22 protein-coding genes and 1 riboswitch are annotated in these 21,108 nt (G+C 59.7%); of the genes, 5 read left to right on the forward strand and 17 right to left on the reverse strand.

The features are described 5' to 3' along the window. Positions 1–216 carry a cation transporter gene (locus tag HMPREF9623_RS10390; RefSeq protein ID WP_009533817.1) on the forward strand — a complete coding sequence of 72 codons (216 nt, stop codon included), beginning with the start codon at positions 1–3 and terminating at the stop codon, positions 214–216. A gap of 14 nt (positions 217–230) precedes the next feature. Further along, entirely contained in the window at positions 231–2,117 is a 1,887-nt protein-coding gene (locus HMPREF9623_RS10395; protein WP_009533818.1) for a heavy metal translocating P-type ATPase, read from the forward strand. On the opposite strand, the gene HMPREF9623_RS10400 is transcribed toward HMPREF9623_RS10395, so the two are convergent. The 6 genes from HMPREF9623_RS10400 to HMPREF9623_RS10425 form a co-directional block, all read right to left on the reverse strand. Continuing rightward, the gene (locus HMPREF9623_RS10400; RefSeq protein ID WP_009533819.1) at positions 2,092–3,024 is read right to left on the reverse strand and encodes a LysR family transcriptional regulator; all 933 of its coding nucleotides are present in this window, start codon (positions 3,022–3,024) and stop codon (positions 2,092–2,094) included. The two genes, HMPREF9623_RS10395 and HMPREF9623_RS10400, sit on opposite strands and share 26 nt — an antisense overlap. 453 nt (positions 3,025–3,477) lie before the next feature. Further along, positions 3,478–3,948, reverse strand: coding sequence for a 6,7-dimethyl-8-ribityllumazine synthase (gene ribH / locus HMPREF9623_RS10405; RefSeq protein WP_009533820.1), 471 nt, complete (start codon positions 3,946–3,948; stop codon positions 3,478–3,480). Positions 3,949–4,003: 55 nt separating this feature from the next. Further along, positions 4,004–5,221, reverse strand: coding sequence for a bifunctional 3,4-dihydroxy-2-butanone-4-phosphate synthase/GTP cyclohydrolase II (locus tag HMPREF9623_RS10410; RefSeq protein ID WP_009533821.1), 1,218 nt, complete (start codon positions 5,219–5,221; stop codon positions 4,004–4,006). A gap of 35 nt (positions 5,222–5,256) precedes the next feature. Beyond that, positions 5,257–5,901, reverse strand: coding sequence for a riboflavin synthase (ribE, locus tag HMPREF9623_RS10415; protein WP_009533822.1), 645 nt, complete (start codon positions 5,899–5,901; stop codon positions 5,257–5,259). 2 nt (positions 5,902–5,903) lie between these two features. Then, entirely contained in the window at positions 5,904–6,986 is a 1,083-nt protein-coding gene (gene ribD / locus HMPREF9623_RS10420; protein ID WP_009533823.1) for a bifunctional diaminohydroxyphosphoribosylaminopyrimidine deaminase/5-amino-6-(5-phosphoribosylamino)uracil reductase RibD, read from the reverse strand. Positions 6,987–7,091: 105 nt separating this feature from the next. After that, a riboswitch (FMN riboswitch) is annotated at positions 7,092–7,205 on the reverse strand. A gap of 30 nt (positions 7,206–7,235) precedes the next feature. Beyond that, positions 7,236–7,811, reverse strand: coding sequence for a beta/alpha barrel domain-containing protein (locus HMPREF9623_RS10425; RefSeq protein WP_207635122.1), 576 nt, complete (start codon positions 7,809–7,811; stop codon positions 7,236–7,238). Positions 7,812–7,988: 177 nt separating this feature from the next. On the opposite strand from HMPREF9623_RS10425, the gene HMPREF9623_RS12050 reads away from it, so the two are divergent. Both HMPREF9623_RS12050 and HMPREF9623_RS10435 read left to right on the forward strand, forming a co-directional pair. Next, positions 7,989–8,621, forward strand: coding sequence for a CidA/LrgA family protein (locus tag HMPREF9623_RS12050; protein ID WP_009533825.1), 633 nt, complete (start codon positions 7,989–7,991; stop codon positions 8,619–8,621). 4 nt (positions 8,622–8,625) lie between these two features. Further along, positions 8,626–9,318, forward strand: a complete 693-nt coding sequence (locus tag HMPREF9623_RS10435) for an LrgB family protein (RefSeq protein ID WP_040800546.1) — start codon at positions 8,626–8,628, stop codon at positions 9,316–9,318. 23 nt (positions 9,319–9,341) lie between these two features. On the opposite strand, the gene HMPREF9623_RS10440 is transcribed toward HMPREF9623_RS10435, so the two are convergent. Together HMPREF9623_RS10440 and HMPREF9623_RS11040 are read right to left on the reverse strand one after the other, a co-directional pair. After that, on the reverse strand, positions 9,342–10,346 hold the full coding sequence (locus tag HMPREF9623_RS10440) for a P-loop NTPase family protein (protein WP_009533827.1): 1,005 nt from the start codon (positions 10,344–10,346) through the stop codon (positions 9,342–9,344). Between the two features lie 22 nt (positions 10,347–10,368). After that, the gene (locus HMPREF9623_RS11040; RefSeq protein ID WP_009533828.1) at positions 10,369–10,791 is read right to left on the reverse strand and encodes a prepilin peptidase; all 423 of its coding nucleotides are present in this window, start codon (positions 10,789–10,791) and stop codon (positions 10,369–10,371) included. Positions 10,792–10,875: 84 nt separating this feature from the next. Between HMPREF9623_RS11040 and glgB the strand changes: the two genes are divergently transcribed. Further along, the gene (glgB, locus tag HMPREF9623_RS10450; protein ID WP_009533829.1) at positions 10,876–12,993 is read left to right on the forward strand and encodes a 1,4-alpha-glucan branching protein GlgB; all 2,118 of its coding nucleotides are present in this window, start codon (positions 10,876–10,878) and stop codon (positions 12,991–12,993) included. Here glgB and HMPREF9623_RS10455 read toward each other — a convergent pair. Genes HMPREF9623_RS10455 through HMPREF9623_RS10490 form a run of 9 tightly spaced genes read right to left on the reverse strand, consistent with a single transcriptional unit; the run spans position 12,945 to position 20,784 of the window. After that, positions 12,945–13,682, reverse strand: a complete 738-nt coding sequence (locus tag HMPREF9623_RS10455; protein ID WP_009533830.1) for a DUF6382 domain-containing protein — start codon at positions 13,680–13,682, stop codon at positions 12,945–12,947. The two genes, glgB and HMPREF9623_RS10455, sit on opposite strands and share 49 nt — an antisense overlap. Continuing rightward, complete coding sequence (locus tag HMPREF9623_RS10460; RefSeq protein WP_009533831.1) at positions 13,679–14,098, reverse strand: hypothetical protein; 420 nt, start codon at positions 14,096–14,098, stop codon at positions 13,679–13,681. The genes HMPREF9623_RS10455 and HMPREF9623_RS10460 overlap by 4 nt, the downstream gene beginning before the upstream one ends. Then, positions 14,095–14,568, reverse strand: coding sequence for a prepilin peptidase (locus HMPREF9623_RS10465; RefSeq protein ID WP_009533832.1), 474 nt, complete (start codon positions 14,566–14,568; stop codon positions 14,095–14,097). Before HMPREF9623_RS10465 ends, HMPREF9623_RS10460 begins: the two co-directional genes overlap by 4 nt. Before the next feature lie 12 nt (positions 14,569–14,580). Then, positions 14,581–15,429: a hypothetical protein gene (locus HMPREF9623_RS10470; RefSeq protein ID WP_009533833.1), complete on the reverse strand. Its 849-nt coding sequence runs from the start codon at positions 15,427–15,429 to the stop codon at positions 14,581–14,583. Positions 15,430–15,481: 52 nt separating this feature from the next. Beyond that, positions 15,482–17,392: a DUF5702 domain-containing protein gene (locus tag HMPREF9623_RS10475; protein WP_009533834.1), complete on the reverse strand. Its 1,911-nt coding sequence runs from the start codon at positions 17,390–17,392 to the stop codon at positions 15,482–15,484. After that, positions 17,392–17,565 (reverse strand): Flp1 family type IVb pilin, encoded by a 174-nt coding sequence (locus HMPREF9623_RS11390; protein WP_009533835.1) that lies wholly within the window; start codon positions 17,563–17,565, stop codon positions 17,392–17,394. The genes HMPREF9623_RS10475 and HMPREF9623_RS11390 overlap by 1 nt, the downstream gene beginning before the upstream one ends. 21 nt (positions 17,566–17,586) lie before the next feature. Further along, the gene (locus tag HMPREF9623_RS10480) at positions 17,587–18,828 is read right to left on the reverse strand and encodes a hypothetical protein (RefSeq protein ID WP_009533836.1); all 1,242 of its coding nucleotides are present in this window, start codon (positions 18,826–18,828) and stop codon (positions 17,587–17,589) included. Between the two features lie 8 nt (positions 18,829–18,836). Continuing rightward, the gene (locus HMPREF9623_RS10485) at positions 18,837–19,676 is read right to left on the reverse strand and encodes a type II secretion system F family protein (RefSeq protein WP_242822180.1); all 840 of its coding nucleotides are present in this window, start codon (positions 19,674–19,676) and stop codon (positions 18,837–18,839) included. Beyond that, a complete protein-coding gene (locus HMPREF9623_RS10490) occupies positions 19,564–20,784 on the reverse strand; it encodes a CpaF family protein (RefSeq protein ID WP_009533838.1) in 1,221 nt (406 codons plus the stop codon). The genes HMPREF9623_RS10485 and HMPREF9623_RS10490 overlap by 113 nt, the downstream gene beginning before the upstream one ends. Positions 20,785–21,108: the final 324 nt, after the last annotated feature.

The following is a 21,108-nucleotide window of genomic DNA, read 5'->3' on the forward strand; positions in this document are numbered from 1 at the left end:
ATGAAAAAGAAGTTCGCTTGTGAAATTGATTGTGCAAATTGCGCGCAGAAGGTGGAAGATGCAATCCGGAAGGTGGACGGCGTCGTGGATGTGAAGGTGAATTTCCTGATGCAGAAGTTCACTCTCGAGGCAGAGGACGCGTCGTTTGAGCAGGTTCTGGATGCCGCAATCCGGGCCGGACAGCGTGTTGAGGCGGACTTTACGGTGGTGCGTTGATAGGAGGAAGGGGTATGAATCGGAAACAACAAACCCTCTTAAAGCGCATTTTACTTGCGGTCGCGGGCTATGCGGCCGTTCTGATTTTTGACAAGAGCGGCGCGGCCGAAAGTCTGCAAATGCCCGGGGGGATACTCGGTGTCCTCTTTCTGTTCCCCTATCTTCTGGTGGGACGAGAGGTCATCTTAAAGGCGCTCAAGAACATACGAAACGGTCAGGTCTTTGACGAGAACTTTTTAATGCTCATTGCAACCGTCGCTGCCTTTGGCATCGGTGAGTACTCGGAGGCCTGCGCGGTCATGATTTTCTACCAGGTCGGTGAGCTCTTCGAGTCGCTCGCGGTCGGAAAATCCAGAGCTTCGATCACGGCGATGATGAGCATTGCGCCGGAATCGGCCAATGTGGAGCGGGACGGAAAAATCGAGGAAGTGGATCCGGACGAGGTAGAGGTCGGCGAAGTGATACTGATTCGCCCGGGCGAAAAGGTGCCGCTCGACGGCATTGTCCTCGAGGGAAGTTCTTTTCTCGACACGGCGGCGTTGACCGGTGAGCCGGTGCCGCGCGAAGTGCGCCCCGGCGATGCGGTGATCAGCGGCTGTGTGAACGGCGAGACAGCGCTCCGCGTTAAGACAAGTAAGGCCTATGAGGACTCGACGGTTGCGCGGATTCTGCAGCTGGTCGAGAGCGCGAGCGAGAAGAAGACTCGCATGGAGAACTTCATCACCCGCTTTGCGCGCTGGTATACGCCGATTGTGACGGTCACGGCACTCCTGCTGGCACTGATCCCGCCGCTTTTCTTCGGCGCACCGGCGGCGCCCTGGATTAAGCGCGCCTGCATTTTCTTAATTGTCTCCTGCCCCTGCGCACTGGTCATCTCGGTGCCCCTCGGCTTCTTCGGCGGCATCGGCGCGGCGTCAAAGCGCGGTGTTCTCGTCAAGGGCTCCAACTTTCTCGAGACCGCTGCGGAGTTAAAGACGCTGGTGTTTGATAAGACCGGTACGCTGACCCGGGGAGAGTTTCGTGTGGTTGGGATTCACCCCGCGGAGGGGTGCAGCGAGGAGGAACTTCTCTCGATGGCGGCGCACGGAGAGAGCCTCTCTTCGCATCCGATTGCCCAATCCATTTTACAGGCCTACGGCGGTGAAATTGACCGCGCGCGTCTCGGCGAGATGCATGAGGCGGCCGGGCACGGGCTCGAGGGCATGCTGGACGGCAGAGAGTTGCTTCTCGGCAACGAAAAGTTGCTTAAGAGCAAAGACATTGATTTCCCCGCGGTCAAGGAGCACGGAACCGTGGTATACGCCGCACACGGCGGCAGTTATGTGGGACATATCATCATTGCGGATGTCGTGAAGCCGGGCGCAGCGGCGGCACTTAGGCAGCTCCGCGAAGTCGGCATCGAGAAGCTGGTCATGCTGACCGGCGACCGGAAGGACGCCGCGGAGGCGATTGCCGCGGAGGTCGGTGTCGATACGGTCTATCACGACTTACTGCCCGCGGACAAGGTTGAGAAGGTCGAGGCCCTGCTCGCGGCCGAGAAAAACGGCGAAAAGGTCGGTTTTGTCGGCGACGGCATCAACGATGCGCCGGTCTTGATGCGCGCGGATGTGGGCATTGCGATGGGCTCGCTCGGCAGCGACGCGGCGATCGAGGCGGCGGATCTTGTTATCATGGACGACGAGCTCTCGAAGCTTGCGGACATCATCCGCATTTCGAGAAAGACGGTGCGCATTGTGCGGCAGAATGTTGCCTTTGCGCTGATCGTCAAAGCGGCGGTCCTGATTCTCGGCATCTTCGGGCTCGCGAACATGTGGGAAGCGGTCTTCGGCGATGTCGGTGTGACGGTGATTGCTGTGCTGAACGCGATGCGCGCGCTCACCCCGCCGTCCGCTCAGCACTGAGGCAGCGCTCGATTTCTTCGAGAAAATGAAGCATCAGATCATTCGGAACGGTTCCCTTTTTAAAAATGTAACCAATCCGCATGGTCTGATTTTTATTGTGCCTGTCCTCGCGGAAGGGCACGGCGACATAGTCGGAGCCGTTTAAGTCGCGGCTTATGATGCCCGAGCAGAGCGTGTAGCCCTGAATGGAGCGCATGAGATTTAAGTTGGTCGCGCGGTCGGAGGTCTTAATGACGCGCGGGTAGTCGCGGTCGCTTAAGATTTCCTCGGCGAGAAAGGCAGAACTGTCTTCTCCCTGGTCAAACTGAATGCAGGGGTAGGGCTGCAGTTCTTCGAAGCTGATTGCGTCGAGGGAGGCCAGCGGGTGGTCTTTGTAGAGATAGACATAGGCGTTGCACTCAATCAGCGGGTGGAATTCGAGCAGTTCCTCGCGGAAAATTTTCGAGAGAAAGCGGTGGTTAAAGCTGCTCTCGTAGAGGATGCCGACATCGGACTTGCCGCTGATCACGTTGCGGATGACATCGTTCGTGCGGGTCTCGAGCACCGAGAACTGGTACTCATTCGTGTCAAAACGCCGGGTCATATTGGCAAAGGCCTGGGTCACAAAGGAGTAGTGCTGGGTTGAGATCGAAAAGCGCTGCCGGATCTGGCGGGAAGCGCCGAAGCGGTCCATCAGGAGTTCATATTGCTGGTGGAGTTCTCTCGCGCGCGCCAGAAATTCCGTGCCGTCCGGTGTCAGGCTGATGCCGCGTGAGTTTCGGTTAAAGAGACGGAAGCCCAGTTCTTCTTCGGCCTCTTTGACGGCGTTCGTGAGAGCGGGCTGCGAGAGGAAGAGCTTTTCCGCGGCGCGGTTGATGCTGCCGGCATCGGCGATTTCCGTGAGATAATAGATTTGCTGAAGGGTCATGACAGCCTCCCGATATATCTTGGATTGATAGCGTAGCGTGTAATCGCATTTGATACTAACATGCAAAACCGGGCGAAACAAGGTTATCGCCGCGGCAAACCGGGCGCGGCGGCGAAACAGGAAATAAGCGCGGGCAAGATAGGGAGAAAGCGGTGAAGACAGAGCGCGATTGAATTGAAAAAGCAGGATTTCAGGGCAGGAAAAGAGCTCGTCGCCGGAAAGACCGGAGACGAGCTCTTTTTGGGCTAAGCGGAAGTAAAGTGGGCGCGCAAGTTCCGGTATTCGCCGGAAGGCTTGCCGAGTCTGTGCCTGTTTCGGCAAGCTGCCATTGCGATTTGCGATAAAAGCAGATGAGAAAGGCCGCGGCGTATGCGCTCCCCAAACAGTGCCGGCTTTACGCTTGCCCTCGGAAGCGAAGTTCGTTTCCGAAGGGAAGCGAAACGAAAAGCAGGCTCAGAGTTTCTCGAGGAGAGAAATCATTTCGAGCGCAGCGACCGCGCATTCGAAGCCTTTGTTGCCGGCCTTCGAGCCTGCGCGGAGCAGTGCCTGCTCGAGCGTGTCGCAGGTCAGAACGCCGAAGAGCACGGGGAGTCCGCTCTCCAAGCCGACGGCGGCCAGTCCCTTGGAGACTTCGTTGCAAACATAGGTATAGTGGTCGGTATCGCCGCGAATGACCGCGCCGAGCGCAATGACTGCGTCGTACTTGCCGCTTTCCGCCATCTTTTTGGCGACAAGGGGGAGCTCAAAGGCGCCGGGCACCTTGACGAGTGAAATCTGTGAGGGAAGAACGCCGTGGCGGAGCAGAGCATCCTCCGCGCCGTCAATCAGGCGGGAGACCACGATGTCGTTAAAGCGCGCCGCGACGATGCCGACGCGGATTTTTTCGGGGGACTCGAGATGTAAGATTCCTTCGTAAAGATTCATGGTTTATCCTCTCTTTCGCTGGTTCAAAGTCAGGGGTATTTGCATGCAAAGCGTTTCAGCAGCTTTCGCGGAGCAGGGTCGAATCCAAAAGATGCCCCATGCGGTGTCGCTTGGTGCGGAGATAGCGGATGTCGTGGCGATTTGCGGGAATCTCAATCGAAACGCGCGATGTGACCGGAATGCCGAAGTCCGTGAGCTGTGCGATTTTATCGGGGTTATTGGTCATAAGGCGCAGAGATCGTACACCGAGGGCGCGGAGCATGGCAGCAGCCGGTGCGTAGTTCCGGAGATCGTCCGGAAAGCCGAGCGCGCGGTTGGCATCGACGGTGTCGAGTCCCTGTTCCTGGAGCGCATAGGCCTTCAGCTTGTTGAGGAGACCGATTCCGCGTCCCTCCTGGCGGAGATAGAGGAGGACACCCTGTCCCTCCGTTTCGATTTGCTTCAGTGCGCGCTGCAGCTGTTCGCCGCAGTCGCAGCGCCTGGAGCCGAAGACATCGCCTGTCATGCATTCGGAGTGCATGCGGCAGAGCACCGCCTCTTTTCCGGCGAGATCCCCCTTGACGAGCGCGAGGTGTTCGAGCCCGCTCAGCGGATCGAGAAAGCCGTAAATTTGAAAGTCACCGAAGGCGCTCGGGAGGGCGGCGCTCGCAACTTCTTCGAGCGCGTAGTCGTAGCGCTCGCGGTAGCGAACCAGGTCCTCGATGCTGATGATGCAAAGGTCTTCGCGCTCGGCGAGGGCAAGCAGTTCTTTGGTCCGCATCATCTCACCGTCCTCGCGCATAATCTCGCAGCAGAGGCCGGCCGACTTCAGTCCCGCGAGGCGGCAGAGGTCAACGGTCGCCTCGGTGTGGCCGCGGCGCTCGAGGACACCGTGCGGGCGCGCGAGGAGCGGGAAGAGATGGCCGGGGCGGCGGAAATCAGAGGGAGCGGCATCCTCGGCGACCAGTTTCCTTGCGGTCAGCGCGCGCTCGGCGGCGCTGATGCCGGTTGTGGTCTCAACATGGTCAATCGAGACCAGAAAGGCGGTCTCGTGGTTATCGCTGTTGACGGCGGACATCGGCGGCAGCCCGAGCTTCTTTGCATAGTCCGCAGCCACCGGGAGGCAGATCAGACCGCGCGCAAGTCCGGCCATCCGATTCACGAGTTCCGCAGAGGCAAATTCGGCGGCGCAAATCAGGTCGCCCTCATTTTCGCGTGAGGGGTCATCGATGCAGACAATCAGTTTTCCGGCGCGAAGATCCGAGAGCGCCTGTTCAATCGTTGAAAATCCCATGGCAGAATTCCTTTCTCTTATTGGGGCGAACGGTTTTAGTAACCGAGTTTGCGAAGCCACTCCTCGTTGATTCGGCTCTTTTTGTCTGTCCCGTCCTCCCCTGCGAGGGAGAGGGCGCGCAGCACATATTTGCCGAGCAAATCGGTCTCGAGATTCAGCTTGTCGCCCGGACGCTTTGCGGCGAGGGTTGTGACTGCGGCTGTGTGCGGAATCACGGAGACCGAAAACTGATCTTTGTCGACGGAGACCACAGTGAGGCTGATGCCGTCGATTGCGACGGAACCTTTTTCGACGATGCCCTGTAAAATAGCAGGGGCCGCGCGAATCGAAAAGAGCAGGGCATTGTTCTCGCAGTGGATGCCGAGCAGTTCGCCGGTGCCGTCGATATGGCCGCTCACAAAGTGCCCGCCGAGGCGACCGTTGACCGGGAGTGCGCGCTCCAGATTGACCTGGCTTTTTGCGCGAAGCATACCGAGATTCGAGCGCCGCAGTGTCTCCGGCATGACATCTGCCGTAAAAGACTGTGCGGTGAAAGAGACGACAGTGAGACAGACGCCGTTGACCGCGATGCTGTCGCCCGCAGAGAGACCTTCGAGCACCGTTTGAGCGGCGATAGTGAGCTGATGCTTTTCGGAAAAGTTGAGAAGCGTGCCGCGCTCCTCAATGAGGCCGGTGAACATAATCAGAGATCTCCTTCGATGCGCACATCGGCGCCGAAAGAGCGGATGTGCATATTTTTGAGGGCAAACGCATCTATCGGGTACGGCACACCGGTGCCGCCGAGCGCCGAGGGGGCATTTTTCCCGCCGAAGAGTTTCGGGGCGATATAGGCCTGTACGCGCTGCACGAGACCGGCACTAAGCAGCGCCCAGCCGAGTTCCGCGCCTCCTTCGACCAGCACCTCATTGATGCCGCGCGCGCCGAGTGATGTGAGCAGGGCGCGGAGGTCAACGCGCCTGCCGGGGAAGGTGAGAACTTCACAGCCCGCGGCAAGATAGGCTTCGTGTCTGGCTGTATCGCTCACACAGCAGGCGAGTAAGGTCGGAACTTCTGCGGCGGTCTTTACGAGGGCGCTGTCAAGCGGCGTCCGGAGACCGGAGTCACAGACCACACGGAGCGGATTTCGCCCGCCCGGAATGCGGCAGGTTAAGAGAGGATCATCCTGCAGCACGGTATTGATGCCGACCATCACGGCGCCTACCGCAGCGCGGGTCCGGTGAACTTCCTCCCGTGCGGCCTCGCCGGTAATCCAGCGGGAGGCGCCGGAGGCACAGGCGGTTTTGCCGTCGAGCGTCATCGCATATTTCAGAAGGACAAAGGGGAGTCCGGTTCTGATGTGGTGAAAAAAGGGAGCGTTCAGCGCATCGCAAGCGGATTCCGACACATGTTCCGTGACAGCAATGCCGCCCTGCCGGAGTGCGGCAATGCCCTTGCCTGCGACCAGCGGGTTCGGATCGCTGCTTCCCACAAACACCGCGCGGATGTCGGCGGCGAGAATCGCCTCGGTGCAGGGCGGCTGCTTGCCGGTATGACAGCAGGGTTCCAGTGTCACATAGAGTGAGGCGCCCGCCGGAGAGAGTCCGCGCTGAAAGCAGTCTTCGAGCGCGGCGCGCTCGGCGTGCAGGCCGCCGTAGAATGCGTGAAAGCCTTCGCCGATGATTTTGCCGTCCCGGACAAGGACGGCGCCGACCAGCGGATTCGGCGCGGTGTGACCGCGGCCGCGCTCTGCGAGCGAAATGGCGCGGCGCATAAAAGTTTCGTGCATGAGACCTCCTTTCGGCAATCAAAAAAGCCCCGGCGTAAGGCTCGGGGCAAGTAGAAAAAAGCCCTTGGAATTTCCATTCCAAGGGACTTTTGACTATGGAGGGTGCGTTGCTTCTTCCATCCAGACTATACTGTCGGCTCCGGAATCTGACCGGATCATGCCTTTCGGCTCGCGGGCTATACCGCCGGTAGGGACTTTCACCCTGCCCTGAAGACTACAGGCTCAGTATAGAATAGCAGAGCAGTTCTGTCAAGATTCGCGATACCTGGCCATCATACTTTTGAAGAGCTCGGCGGTGGAGGGCGGTGTGAAGGTGATGGCATTGGCGCCGGTCGCAATGGTTGCCTGAATGCTCTCTTCGGTATTGCCGCCGCTCGCGATGATCGGGACCTCCGGAAAATCGCGGCGGATTTTCCGTACCAGCGCCGCGGTGCCGGGGCCTGCCGCGACATTCAGAATACTCGCGCCGCTTGCAAGGCGCGCGGCGATATCGGTCTCTTCGCTGACGACCGTGATGATGACCGGAATATCCACGACCTTGGTCACGGCGAGGAGGTTTAAGTCGCTGATCGGCGCATTCAGGACAATGCCCATGGCGCCCTGTCCCTCGGCATCCTGTGCGAGCGAGAGCGTGCGAAGTCCCTTCGTCGTGCCGCCGCCGCAGCCGCAGAAGACGGGGATATAGGAGCCGTTGATCAGTGCGTGGCTGATGGCCGACTGCGGGGTAAACGGGTAGACCGCGAAGACCGCATCGGCGTCACAGTTTCGGATAATCGCGAGATCGGTCGTGAAGACCAGGGATTTTATGCGCCGCCCGTTGACCACGATGCCTCTCGCCTGATAACAGGAGAGAGGCAGTTGTTCAAACCAAAAAGTCTCTTTCTTTATAAGGCTGTCGCTGAAAAAAGACAAGCGGATTGCCGGTTTACACTTTTCTGTTTGCAAAAAAAGTTTTATGATAAGGAAATCTTAAGGCAAGCAAGGTAAAGGAAGAATCGAACCATGAGATTGATGCGACAATTCGGCATTATCGCGGGCATGACTTGTGTCGGCGAGTTGATGCATTATTTTATTCCGCTGCCGGTGCCCGGCAGTATTTACGGCCTGGCGCTCATGATGATCGCGCTGATGACAGGGATGATAAAGCTGGAGAGTGTGCTCGAGACCTCGCAGTTTCTGATTGATGCGATGCCGCTCATGTTCATTCCGGCCGGTGTGGGTCTCATGACAGCCTGGGGGCAGCTCCGTACCATCATTCTGCCGGTCACGGTCGTGACCTTTGTCTCGACCGTGCTGGTTATGGGTATCACGGGGCGCGTGACCGAAATTTTGCTCGCCGTGACGGCGCGCGGACGTGCAAAAGGCGAGACGGCTTCTCAGGAGTTAAAGGAAGAGGTTCTGGCCGAAGAGAATGTAATCGCCGAAGAATTGCGAGAGGCGGCAAAACACGAGACGGAAAAAATCAAGCATCTGTTGCACGGCGAGGTGACCAAGAGCGAAGAGCCGGAAGTAACGGACTGCGCCGCACTGTCAGAGACTGCCGAAGCGGAAGAGACCGCGAAAACAGAACACGCTGCCGCAGAGGCAACGGCAGCGCACGGGAAGAAAAGGAGGAAGCATCATGGGCATGGATGAGGCCATGAATGAAGTTATTCGAAACTCGACCATCATAGGCATCGTCATCAGTCTGCTCGCCTTTGATATCGGCAGCGCACTGCGCGTCAAGACGGGGCTTGCGGTGCTGAATCCGCTGCTGATCTCGATTATTCTGGTCATCGGCTTCATGGTTGCGTTTAATATCGACTACGGAAGCTACATCCGGAGCGCGCGGTATTTAAGCTATCTTCTGACGCCGGCGACGGTGGCGCTCGCCGTGCCGCTCTACCAGCAGCTGCAACTTCTGAAGGACAATCTGCTTGCGGTCGTGCTCGGCGTCCTGGCCGGTGTGCTCACGAGCCTCGGTTCGATTCTCGTGCTCTGCACGATATTTCATATGAACCATGTGGAGTACATCACGCTGTTGCCGAAGTCCATCACGACGGCAATCGGTATGAGCGTGGTGGAGGAGCTCGGCGGCTATACGACCATCACCGTGGCTTCGATTATTGTGACCGGTATTCTCGGTAATGTGCTCGCCGATCCGATTTGTCATCTGTTCGCGATTCACAGCCCGATTGCCAAGGGACTTGCGCTCGGCACTTCGGCACATGCAATCGGCACCTCGAAGGCAATGCAGATCGGTGAAATTGAGGGTGCTATGGCGGGACTCGCGATTGTAGTCAGCGGTATCATGACTGTGGTCGGTGCTTCGATTTTTGCCACCTTCCGCTGAGACAGCGCAAACACTGCCGCGGTTCAATGCAAGGCGGCGGCAAGTTCATAGAGAGGTCCGCTCTCATAGGCGGGCAGCAAAGCGCAGGCGTAGTCCTGCGCTTTTTCCGTTTCCGGGGGAAGTTCCAGCGTTTCGGTTTTTTCAAGCAGCTGCGCGCGGCCGCTCTGCCGGAGATACTCCCGGAACGAGTTCAGTTTCAGAGCGGAGAGCGGGTCGGAGAGCACGGGCATGAAGATGCGGTCGCAGAGTTCCAGGAGCTCGAGCGCGCGGCGGCCGAAGGCGCCGAAATCCAGCACCATGCTACGGTAGCCGCTCTCCCGCGCGATACGCTGTAAGAGGGCGGCGAATTCCTCCGGGGGGAGCAGAGACAAATCTTCCGCACAGCGCACCGGCGGCAGCAGATCCAGTGCGCCGAAGGCGGAGAGTCTGCTCTGCAAAACGGCCCAGCTGTAGCGACCGCTGCTGTGGGCAAATAAAAGTTCCGAGAGACTTTCGGCGGCATCCGGCGCAATTTGCGCATAGACGCCGGCGTAGTCTTCGAGCGAGAGAAGCAGGGTCTTGCCCTGCGCGGCGCGCGCGAGTCCGAGGGAGAGGGCGAAGGTGGTCTTGCCGCAGCGGTGGACGGGAGAGTAGATGCCCAGGATTTCGCAGTCGCCGCGCTGAACCGGGGAGAGGGAGCCCGGTCTTGCGGCTGCATAGAGTTGCATGACGCGGCGCGCAAGGGCATCGGCCGGACGATAGGAAAAGACAGCGGGAACCGGGAGCGCGTTTTGACAGCGCTCGCCGACAAAGCCGTCTTCGCTCAGCAGGATGGCCATGCTCTGTCCGAGCAGGCCCTGCATTTCTTCGGCAAAGTGCTCGGAGAACAGCAGCAACTCCACATCGGCACGCGCGCGAAAGGCGCGGAACGCTTCGAGTGCGGAGAAGGCATAGACGGGAAGGCCGAGACTCTTTCGCTGGTTCCAGAAGTCGGCAAGGCGTCCGGCGTAGTCGGCGTCGGGGTGTAAAAGAACGGCACAGCGTCGCATGAGAAGAACCTCCTTTGGTGTGTCAGAAGAAAAGGGTGTGAAGAAGCGGGGTTTCGGAGAGCAGCTTTAAGAGCGCAAAGCCGGCAAAGAAAAAGGGCGCAAGCGGCAGCTGTTCACAGCGCCGTCCGGAGAGCAGCAGCCAGAGCGCCGGCAGAGTAGCGGCGAGGAGGCTCAGAAAAAAGAAACCGAGAAAGGCGGAGAGCCCCAGATAGGCGCAGCAGAGACCGAGGAGCTTGACATCGCCCGCGCCGATGAGATGCAGGCGGAACCAGGGATAAAAGAGAAGGGCAGAGAGGCAGAGGCGAAGCAGGAAGTGCGGATTCTGTGCCGCCATACCGGGCAGCAGGGCCAACAGGAGGAGGCGGTTCGGAATACGGCGTTCCTTCAAATCCGCAATCGAGAATAGTGGCAAAAAGAGGGCGAGCGGAGAGAGTTGTAAAAACATAAAATCCTCCTTTTCTTGCTTTGTCAAATGTCGAAAAAAAAGCTATACTTGTAGCATACAAAACAATCGTTGCGCGGAGGGAGTATGGCAGAAGTCAACAGAGGTATGGGTGTCATCACAGAGACAGATTGTTATCTGTTCGGGCAGGGAACGCACTATGAGATTTATAAGAAGCTCGGTGCACATCCCATGACGCGGGACGGCGTGGAAGGGTACTACTTTGCGGTCTGGGCACCGCACGCGCGCGCGGTGAGCGTGGTCGGCGAGTTCAATGACTGGCAGGCAGAGGCAAACCCGTGTGCGGAAATTTTTGAGGGCGGCATCTGGGAGTGCTTCATCCCGGGACTCAAAGCCGGGATGCTCTACAAATTCCTTCTGAAAAGCGCTGCCGGGGAGCTTCTCTACAAGGCAGACCCCTATGCGCGCGGGGCGGAGTTCCGCCCCGGCACGGCGTCACAGCTCACGGGAGAACCCTGGGACTACCGGTGGAAGGATCAGGCGTGGATGCAACAGAGGGCAAAGCAGAATCCGCGGCAGGAAGCGCTCAGCATTTACGAGTGTCACCTCGGTTCCTGGCGGCGGGGCGATGAAAACGAGCGGGACGGTTTTCTCTCCTATGAGACCTTGGCGCGGGAGCTCTCGGCCTATGTCAAGGACATGGGCTATACCCATGTGGAACTCATGGGCATTGCGGAGTATCCGTTTGACGGGAGTTGGGGCTATCAGGTGACCGGCTACTACGCGCCGACTTCCCGCTACGGGAGCCCGGCGGAATTTCAGGCTTTTGTCGACACACTGCACGCGGCGGGCATCGGCGTGATTCTCGACTGGGTGCCGGCGCATTTCCCGCGGGATGCCTTCGGCCTTGTGGATTTCGACGGACAGGCGCTCTACGAGTACGCCGATCCGAGAAAGGGCGAGCATCCGGACTGGGGCACCAAGGTTTTTGATTACGGCAAGACCGAGGTCAAGAACTTCCTGATTGCGAATGCGCTCTACTGGATAGACGAATACCATGTGGACGGACTCCGGGTCGATGCCGTAGCATCGATGCTCTATCTGGACTACGGCAGACAGAGCGGTCAGTGGTGCCCGAACAAATACGGCGGCAACGAGAATCTCGAGGCAATTGAGTTCTTCAAGCACTTGAATTCCGTGATCGCCGGGCGGAAGGACGGCAGCATGATCATTGCCGAGGAGAGCACAGCCTGGCCCATGGTCACACACCGTCCGGAGGACAACGGTCTCGGTTTCACCTTCAAGTGGAACATGGGCTGGATGCACGACTTCCTCGAGTACATGAAGCTGGATCCCTACTTCCGGCGCGACAACCACAACAAGATGACCTTCGGCCTCACCTATTTCACGAGCGAGAACTATGTGCTCGTGCTCTCGCACGATGAGGTGGTGCATCTCAAGTGCTCGATGATCAACAAGATGCCGGGTATTTACGAGGACAAGTTCTCAAATCTGAAGTGCGGCTACAGCTATATGATCGGCCACCCCGGCAAGAAGTTGCTCTTCATGGGACAGGAATTTGCGCAGTGGCACGAGTGGGATGAGAAGGTTTCGCTGAACTGGGAGCTGTTAAACGAGGCGCCGCACCGGGATATGCAGAACTTTGTGCGGGGACTCCTGCAGCTTTACCGCTCGCATCCGGCGCTGTACCGTCTGGACAACGACTGGCAGGGCTTTGAGTGGATCAATGCGAACGATGCGGACCGTTCGATTTTCTCTTTCCTTCGCCGGGATGAGAGCCGGAAGAAATCGCTGCTCTTTGTGATTAACTTCACGCCGGTTGCGCGCGAGGACTATCGTGTCGGCGTGCCGCACGCGGGCAGTTACCGGTTGATCCTGGATGAGACCGAAGGACTCTATACGCTTCGGAAGAAGCGCGCGGTCTCCTATCGCGCAAAACCGGGCGAGTGCGACCAGAGACCGTTCTATCTGGAAGCGCCGCTGCCGGCGTACGGAGTGCGGATCTTCGAGTTCGATGAGACGAAGAAACTGGCGGCGAAGAAGACTGCGGTAGCAAAGAAACCGGCAGCCAAGAAGGCGGCGGGAACAAAGAAACCGGCGGCCAAGAAGGCGGCGGGCGCAAAGAAACCGGCAAGCGAGAAAGCGGCGAGTAAGAAACCCTCGGCGAAGAAGACTCAGGGTTCGCGGAGTGCCTCCAAGAAGACGGCATCTTCCGCAGAGTGATTCGGTTCTTCTGTGCGGTGAAAGAGGCGGCGGAGCAATCCGCCGCTCTTTTTTTGCGGAAGTTCCTCGGCACTGACCTCCCGGATTTCGCTGACGAGAGGGTCAAGCGACGGTGCGGCATCGACAGCAGGGTCCGCCGCGCGCGGCGTTGCCTCGGCGGCAGTCAGAATGCGCTCCAGATAGTCGAGAGAGTGCGGATGCGAGAGGCTTTCCTGATAGAGGCGGTAGGCGAGCACCATGTGTCGCTCTTCATTCTGATCGGTCAGCGCGAGGAGCGCATGTAAAAAGGCGGAGAGGCTGTCCGCGAAGTCCGCATGTTGTCCCGGGTGATAGAGAAAGCAGGGGGCGCGGCTCTGCGGGTCCAGGTAAATCGCGTCGGCATTGAGGACCAGACCGTCCGGAGACAAGAGATAGGCCGGGAGACGGGAGAGTGCCTGAAGAAGATATAGTAACAGGCGGCGAAGATCTTCGGCGCGAAGTTTTTGCTCGGCTGCTGCGTCGGTGAGAGAGAGCAGGCCGGTCACATCGTAGGAGAGTGTCTCGGGCAGCGCCTCACAGGTAGGGCAGAGCGGCAGAAAACCGGGGATATGGTTTTCCTCGAGCATGCGGCGCGGAAAGCCGGATGCGTCGGCGGGGGAGAGAGGAAGTTCGAGGGCGCTGTGTGTCGCACTATGAACCGGTTTCATCATGGGGTTACCTCCTTTGTGCTGTCCGGAAGCGGACTGGTGCTGCGAAGGGCTGTCTCCGGGCGCAGCGGTTTGTATTCGATGCGCGCAGAGAAACGGGGCGCGCGGAGCTCGACACCGCCGACCTCCGGTCCGCACCAGACGGTGAAGTGACTGTCGTCAACGGGGAGCAGGGAAGAGAGACGGCGCAGATAGTGTGACTTCAGTTCGGCCGGGGCAGCGGCGATATCGCCGGTGCGGGAATCCGCACGCGAGGCCTGTACCGCGAGATCTTCGAGCAGAAAGCCGGCAGTGCAGCGGGCCTGTTCCCGATAGACGAAGCGGGTAGCTGCGGTCAGCGATAAAAAGAGAAGCGAGAATACATAGAGTGCTTCCACGGTGAGAGAGGCGCGAAGACGCAGAGACAGGGGCCGCCTCATGACAGAACCTTGCCCGGAGAAAAGAGACAAAAAAGGGCGGGGAGCAGAAAAAAGGGGAGCAGCGGAATGCGCTCTGTCCCTGCCTTTTTCGGGCGCCCGAAGCGGCGGCAGAGCAGAAAAAGAGAAAGGAGTGCCGCGGACAAAAAACCGGCTGTCAGCAGAAACAGCAGGCGGTGAAAGCCGGCGCCGAGACCGAAACAGAGGAGAAACAGTGCGTCGCCGAGCCCGAGGGCTTCGCGGGACAGCAGGGAAAAGGCGAGCAGCGGAAGAGACAGGCAGAGCGAGAGCAGAAGCTCTGTCGGCACAGTCGCGCGGACAAAGAAGAGGCGCCACAGATAAAAGCCGAGCTCCAGGAGGAGCAGAAGTTCAAAAAAGCGGCGGGGTACGGTTTGATAGAGAAAGTCCTCGCACGCGCAGGCAAGTGAAAAAAGCGTGAGACTGAAGCAACCGAAGAGGGTGGTCGCAAACATCGGGAACTCCTTTCAGGGATAGCAATAACTGCAGGGGCCAAGCTGCTCCACTTCGCGTTTCGGCACGGCGCGGACATAGGCGCGAATCGCGCGGCAGGCCGGATCGCGGTGCCAGGCGGTGCCGCTCGGCATCAGGTAGACAGTGCCGCCGCTTGCGCCGCGCGCACAGACCGGGCAGGCGTGATAGCGACCGCCGGAGGCATTGCGCGCAGCCGTCGCTTCGGAGAGAGACACGGCGCGAAGATCGTTGTAGAGATAGTGACAGCGGGCAGTCTTGTGGTAGCGGGTTGAGTGCCTGCCGACATAGACAATTTCCTCTTCCGGGTTTGCCGCGACGCAGTTTTCCGGATCGGTTTCCCCGATCCAGGCGCGCCGCCATGCCGTGCGGCTGCAGCGGATGGCGGGCAGGCGAAACAGGGGAATCGGGAGTGTGTAGCTGTAGTCCAGCACGACGCGAACCGTTTCGCCGTCCGCGAGGAAGCTCGAGCGCTCGGCACTGAGCCCGCTGAGATTCGGATCGGAGACAGCGGCGCGCGCGGCCGCAAGTGCCAAGGAACTCAGCGAATTTCTGTATTGCGCGGCCTCCGGTGTTGACAGCGCGGCCAGGGCAGCGGCGCGGTCACAGACGGTTTCCGCGGCGCGCTGCATCTGCCGCTCGGCGGTCATGATGCGGAAGGGCACGGAAAAGAGGAGGAGCACAAACAAAAAGAGAGGCAGCACGAGCGCTGCCTCTACCGTGAGCGAGGCAGAGAGCGGGGCGCGGCGCCTCAGCGCTGCGCTCCTGTGAAGAGAAAAAGAGACGGAAAGTCGGGATTGTGCCTGGAGAGCTGTTTTCCGATTTTGATTGACAGTGGTTTTCATGTGGCCGTCTCCTCTGTTCACAGAAACGCAAGGTTGAAGCGCCGTCGCCCTCTCAGTAGGCCCGGAAACTCTGCACGGAAATCTGAAACTGTTTCGGCGCGGCGGCGGGCAGGGAAAAGAGCGCGGTGAAAAGATGTGAGGCATTGCAGCGGAGCTCCGCGCGGAGCGAAACCAGGCAGTGCGTGATCCGGAAGGGCGTCTGTCCGTTCGAGAGCGCTGTTTCCATGAGATCGAGCATGCGGTAGTTCCGTTCGGCGCGGGAAGTTTGCAGGTAGAAAAAGAGCAGGGCTTCCCGGTAGGAGAGTCCGTCTCCGCTCTCCGAAAGGGTGGAGGCGGGAGGCTGAAAGCCGCCGCCTTGCAAGAGCCGCTCGGCAGAGATACGGGGGACGGGGGTAAGCAAAAAGAGCGGTGCTTTCTGTCCGGCAAGCAGCAGAGACAGGTCTGTGAGACTGTCATAGGCTGCAAGCGCATAGAGCAGCAGGAAACGGAGTAGGGCGCGAAGCCGCAGGGAAGCGGCCGCGGTACAGAGGCTGTCGGCGGCGTGTTCCGCGGTCTGACAGGCAGCCGGGTCCGAGAGCAGCGCGAGCAGACGGAGACTTTGCTGGTCCGCAAAGAGGCGGGAGCAGACTGCTGAAAAGTTTTCGCGGTCGGTCTCCTTGCCGGTGCTCAGATATTCCAGCTGGAGGCTGAGACCTGCCTGCGCCGCCTCTTTCGTTTGGGACAGATAGCAGGGGAAAAAGGAGGCCGCATAGTGCGCAAAGAGACAGTCATCTTCGTCGCTGCGCGAGGCGCCAGGCTCCGCCGCCGCAAGCTGCGCGGAGGGAAGCTCTGTGAGAGACAGGCTTCCGGCGGGAACGGCTGCACTCGCCGGGAGGCAGAGCGCCTCGCGGGTCGCGGGCTCGGTTCGAAGGAGAGCGGCGAGGGAGAGAGGAGCAGCGTCCTGCCTGAGGCCCGAGGCCGCGCTGAGAGTCGGCAGACTGAGTGCTGCGGAAAAGTCGGCGGCGAGCGAATGCCAGAGGGCTTCGGCATCGATGCCCATGCCGTCGTCTTCGTCATCCTCTTCGGCTTCTTCGGCGATGCGCGCGGCAAGCTCTGCGGCTGCCGTCTCGTAGGCGGAGACCGTCGCTGTGAGAGCGGGAGCAGCCGTCCCAGCCGCGGAAATTTCGGGACGCCGCGCGCGAAAGGCAGCTGCCGTCTCGGAGACGGTCTCGTAAAGGGGCAGGAGCGCTGCCTCTTCCGCCTGTCCCGAAAAGGCGAACCGTGCGCTGCCGTCTGTAAGTTGCGAGGAGAGCTGTAGGCAGTCGGCGGAAGCAAGCTCTGTTTGCCTGAGGGCCGCGGAGAGCGCGGCGGCATGTTGGGAGAAGTCCGGGAGATTGCCGGCTGCGAGCGCTGCGGCCGCGGCTTCCTTTTCGCGTCCGGCGTCCAGAAGGCTCTGCTCCAGCCGGAAATACAGCGCCTCGCTCTCCGCGGCGTCTGCAAAGAGGGGAGACAGCGCGGTCACGGACGGGGACACATGCTCGGCGAAGGTAAGACCGGGACGATACTGCGTGAGCAGTGACACCGTGAGCGGCGCAGTGTCTCCCGGCTGTGTCTTCATGTAGTCGAGCATTTCCTGCTCCAGCCAGACCGCGCCGCCGTCACCGAGGAAACCGGTTTCGAGCGGACGTATGGTCGCCTCGAAAAAGGGATAGCGCCCGGCATCCTGCCGGTACGCCTGCACGGCGCGGTCCAGTTCGGCTGCGCAGCGCTCGTCGCCCGGGTAGCGGTAGGCGAGGATGCGGTAGCGCGCAAAGAGCGTGCGGTCATAGCGGGAGAACAGGGAATCCACGGCTGCATTGGCGGCGAGAGCGGCATAGTAGCGGGTTCCCGCGGTTCGCGCGCTTTCGAGCAGCGCACAGATGAGGGCGCAGCAGGAAGTCAGAACCAGCGCGAGAAACAGTGTGACCGAGCCGCGGAGCCGCATCAGTAGACCTTGCCGGCCTGGTTATTAATCTCGCCGAAGGCGCGATTCAGGAGGGCAATGACCTGCCCCTTGAAGAGCACCACCAGGGTCACAAGGACCACGAGAATCAGAATGAGCTCAATCGTGGAAAAACCGTCTTCTGAATCAAAAAATCCTGTCGCAAACCGTTTCATGACAAACCTCCTGAATTTGTTTTATGAGAAGCTGAAAAACGCGGGGACAACCATGACAATCATGACGACAAGGAGCATGAGAAAGAGCGGGAGCAGAAGTCTGGTTCCGGCTTCCTCGCCGAGACGCCGCGCCAGATTTTTTCGCTCATCCCAGGCGAGAGTCATCTCGGCCGCAAGGATGGTGCGGAGGGTAGCGACGCCGGTTCTCTGATTTTGTTCGAGCAGCGAGGCGAGCTTCATATATTGCCGGAGACCGCAGGCGCGCCCGAAGGCGCGGTACATGCGGCTCTCGCTTTCGCCCGCGCGGAGCAGAAGCAGTGCTCTTTTGAGTTCTTCGTAGGCGGCGCGCGGCGCCGCTTTTTTCTGCCGTTCGGCGCTGTAATCCGCGGCAATCGAGAGCAGGGCGTTGCGGGCATTCATTCCTGCGCCGAGCAGCACGAGGAGCTTGGACACGAGCTCGGGGTAGTCGAGCAGGAGCTGCCGCTGCCGCAAAGCGGCGGCATCCGCCCTGTCCTGTCGCTCTTTCAGGAGAAACAGCAGCGCGGCGACAGCGCCGAGCAAAAGGAAGAGACGCGCCTCGCTGCGTTTCTTTTCGCGGTAGCGGAGCGCATGTCCTTGGTATTCTCGGGGAAGGGAGAGTTCAGGCGCTATAGCCTGCCGGCTGTCCTCTGCCTGCAGATAGGCGAGAAAGTCCTTGGTGCGCTGTGCTGCCGGATCCGTAGCGGGCGGCAGTATCGTGAGGGGCAACAGGAAGCAGAGTCCCTCGCGTGCCGGTGTATCGCGGAGCGTCACGGTCAGTGTGAGCTCTGCGGGTCCGGTCAGCGCGGCGTTATTCACATTGCCGTAGCTGTCGAGCAGCGCGGGATCAGAAGAGAGATAGCTCGCCGAAAGGCCTTCTTCCGGGAAAAGGGCGGGGAAGTCGAGGCGGCCGCGGATTTCCGCGAGCGAGGCGTTGCCGTTTAAGACGACAAGCGGCAGCTTTTCCATGCAGCGGTCCGCGGCAGCCGCAAATTCGGCGTCCGTATAGCGACGCGCCTGTACGGGAAGGCAGAGTTCTGTCTCGCCGTCCCCGAGTCCGTCGATAATCAGATCATAGCGGCTGTCGGCGCCGCCGTAGGAATTCCTGGGCAGGCGTGCGGCCGTTTCGAGCGAGTTTTGGGCAGGGTGCCGCAAGGTGGCAAAGAGGTAGAGGGCAAGCCCTGCGGCTAGGCAGAGGCAGGGCGCGCGATAGCGTTTCAGCAGGGAGAAAAGTCGTGTTTGCATGACCGCTCCTAGAGGGAAATGGAAGAGATGCGCTGTGACAAGTAGAGCGCGAAGAGATAGGTGGCAAGGCAGAGGGTCATCACGAGACGCCCGAGCAGGGTCTCGTACATGACCCGGAAAAAACCGGGAGAAGAGAAGTCGACATAGAGAATCATGAAGAGCGGTACGAGGTTCATGACGCGCTGCTCAAAGCGCCGGGCAGCGGTGAGAGTCAGGATTTCCTCTTTGATCTGGATGCGGTCGCCGATCACCTCGCTGGTGCGGCGCAGGATTCCGGCGAGATCGCCGCCGGACTTTCTCGCAATGCGGAGCACCCGGGCAAAGGTCTTGATATCGTCAAGGCCGCTGCGCTTTGCGAAGTCATCGACCGCCTGTTCCGGCGGAATGTTCATCCCGATTTGCCGCAGTAAATAAGAGAATTCGCGGACGATGAGTGAGGTGTTTCCGTAGAGGACGCTGAGTTCACCGAGGCTCTCGCGAAGTGCGTTCTCGAGGGAATAGCCCGCGCTCAGCGAGGAGGCGAGCAGAGAGAGCGCTTCGCGGAAGGCAAGCAGGAGTTGTCGCCGTCGTGCGGCAGCGAGCGCCTTTCGCTGTGTGAAGGGAAAGAGAAAAGCGAGGGGGAGCAGGAAGAGAAAAAAGAGGAGGTTCCGGTAAAAGACAAAGGTAAAGAGGCCTGTGATGAGAAGGGCGCGGAACAGAAGCCGGAGATACTCCCGAAGGGAGAGCGTGTAGCGCTCATAGGACGAGACCGGCAGCGTCGAGCTTTCCGCGGCGCCTGAGGGTTCCGACCGCGCGGAGTTCTCCCCGCACCCGGAAACCGTCCTGTTCTTTTTCCTCCTGAAAGGCAAAGAGATCGTGCAGTGCAATTTCGCCATGTGAGACACCCCCGATTTCCGTGATGGAAAGCACACGGCGGCTCCGGTCGCGGAGTCGGCCGAGATGCACAATGAGATCCAGTGCGCTTGCGATTTGTCGCTGAATTGCGGCGAGCGGGAGATTGGCGCCGCCGAGTGCCATGGTCTCGAGCCGTGTCAGCATATCGGCGGCCGAATTGGCATGACCGGTCGAGAGGGAGCCGTCGTGGCCGGTATTCATCGCCTGCAGCATATCGAGGGCCTCGGCGCCGCGCACTTCGCCGACAATGATGCGGTCGGGGTTCATGCGGAGACTGGCGCGAATCAGGTCGGCAATGCGGATTTGGCCCTCCCCTTCGGCATTCCGGTTGCGGGTTTCGAGGCGCACCAGATTTTCGATGTGGAGAAGTTGAAGCTCCGCGGAATCCTCAATCGTGATGACGCGTTCGGTTTTCGGAATAAAAGCGGAGAGTGCATTTAAAAAGGTCGTCTTGCCGGAATTGGTACCGCCGCTGATGAAGATGTTATACCCGGCTGCAACCGCTTTTTTCAGAAAGGCGGCGGCCTCGGCTGTCAGTGTCCCGAAACCGATCAGTGTTTCCATCGTGATGGGCTCGGGGAATTTTCGAATGGTGACAGCGGGACCGCCGAGGGAGATCGGCGGCAGCACGATATGAACCCGGCTGCCGTCGGGGAGGCGCGCATCCGCAATGGGGGTTGAGACATTGACGCTGCGGTTTACGCGGCTCACAATGCGCTGAATCATATCCTCCAACTGCTCCTCGCTTGAAAAATGCAGGTCGCAGCGCTCTACCTTGCCGCGCCGCTCCACGAAAATCCGGTCCTTGCCGTTCACCATGATTTCCGTGACATCTTTTTGATCGAGGAGTTCCTGGAGTATGTCCAGCCTGCGAAAGGAATTGAAAAGAGAGTTGCGGAGATACAGCTGATCGCTGACAGAGAGCAACTGTGTGGTGCGGAGCTGTGAAATCGCGGCATCAATCTCTGCGAAGAGCGCGGCATCACTTGCATCCTGCATGGCGCAAACCGTTTCAGACAGCTGTTCCCGAAGCGAAGCGTAGAATACTTCCAAGGACTTCATGGGCTCTCCTTTCGTCGTACATATATAAGGACGGTCAAAACAGGAAAAAGGTTCGAAGATTTTCAAAAAAATTTTTACTTTTTTTCGATGCGACAGGAAAGCGGTGAAAGGGGGGTTACAACCGGCGCAGCAGCGGGCGGAAAAGGGTGCAGGGGTCGGCGCCCGAGCGTGTTTTCCGGGTGAAAGCTGTGCGCCCGGGAAGGTAGCGGGAAGCGGTGCGGCGGTGCGAAGAGAAACCGAGAGTCGGCGCGTGGGTGTTGCCAGGTGAGCGTGTCGATAAGAGAGCGAGTGAGCCCGGCGCAGCGGTGGGCGGAAAAGCGGGCA

Source organism: Stomatobaculum longum (assembly GCA_000242235.1).
In the GTDB taxonomy this organism is placed as follows: Bacteria; Bacillota; Clostridia; order Lachnospirales; family Lachnospiraceae; genus Moryella; species Moryella longum.

Coding starts and splice junctions, on each gene's coding strand:
- HMPREF9623_RS10390 (WP_009533817.1), top strand. CDS start 1: ATGAAAAAGAAGTTCGCTTGTGAAATTGATTGTGCAAATTGCGCGCAG.
- HMPREF9623_RS10395 (WP_009533818.1), top strand. CDS start 231: ATGAATCGGAAACAACAAACCCTCTTAAAGCGCATTTTACTTGCGGTC.
- HMPREF9623_RS10400 (WP_009533819.1), bottom strand. CDS start 3,024: ATGACCCTTCAGCAAATCTATTATCTCACGGAAATCGCCGATGCCGGC.
- ribH (WP_009533820.1), bottom strand. CDS start 3,948: ATGAATCTTTACGAAGGAATCTTACATCTCGAGTCCCCCGAAAAAATC.
- HMPREF9623_RS10410 (WP_009533821.1), bottom strand. CDS start 5,221: ATGGGATTTTCAACGATTGAACAGGCGCTCTCGGATCTTCGCGCCGGA.
- ribE (WP_009533822.1), bottom strand. CDS start 5,901: ATGTTCACCGGCCTCATTGAGGAGCGCGGCACGCTTCTCAACTTTTCC.
- ribD (WP_009533823.1), bottom strand. CDS start 6,986: ATGCACGAAACTTTTATGCGCCGCGCCATTTCGCTCGCAGAGCGCGGC.
- HMPREF9623_RS12050 (WP_009533825.1), top strand. CDS start 7,989: ATGAGATTGATGCGACAATTCGGCATTATCGCGGGCATGACTTGTGTC.
- HMPREF9623_RS10435 (WP_040800546.1), top strand. CDS start 8,626: ATGAATGAAGTTATTCGAAACTCGACCATCATAGGCATCGTCATCAGT.
- HMPREF9623_RS10440 (WP_009533827.1), bottom strand. CDS start 10,346: ATGCGACGCTGTGCCGTTCTTTTACACCCCGACGCCGACTACGCCGGA.
- HMPREF9623_RS11040 (WP_009533828.1), bottom strand. CDS start 10,791: ATGTTTTTACAACTCTCTCCGCTCGCCCTCTTTTTGCCACTATTCTCG.
- glgB (WP_009533829.1), top strand. CDS start 10,876: ATGGCAGAAGTCAACAGAGGTATGGGTGTCATCACAGAGACAGATTGT.
- HMPREF9623_RS10455 (WP_009533830.1), bottom strand. CDS start 13,682: ATGATGAAACCGGTTCATAGTGCGACACACAGCGCCCTCGAACTTCCT.
- HMPREF9623_RS10460 (WP_009533831.1), bottom strand. CDS start 14,098: ATGAGGCGGCCCCTGTCTCTGCGTCTTCGCGCCTCTCTCACCGTGGAA.
- HMPREF9623_RS10465 (WP_009533832.1), bottom strand. CDS start 14,568: ATGTTTGCGACCACCCTCTTCGGTTGCTTCAGTCTCACGCTTTTTTCA.
- HMPREF9623_RS10470 (WP_009533833.1), bottom strand. CDS start 15,429: ATGAAAACCACTGTCAATCAAAATCGGAAAACAGCTCTCCAGGCACAA.
- HMPREF9623_RS10475 (WP_009533834.1), bottom strand. CDS start 17,392: ATGCGGCTCCGCGGCTCGGTCACACTGTTTCTCGCGCTGGTTCTGACT.
- HMPREF9623_RS11390 (WP_009533835.1), bottom strand. CDS start 17,565: ATGAAACGGTTTGCGACAGGATTTTTTGATTCAGAAGACGGTTTTTCC.
- HMPREF9623_RS10480 (WP_009533836.1), bottom strand. CDS start 18,828: ATGCAAACACGACTTTTCTCCCTGCTGAAACGCTATCGCGCGCCCTGC.
- HMPREF9623_RS10490 (WP_009533838.1), bottom strand. CDS start 20,784: ATGAAGTCCTTGGAAGTATTCTACGCTTCGCTTCGGGAACAGCTGTCT.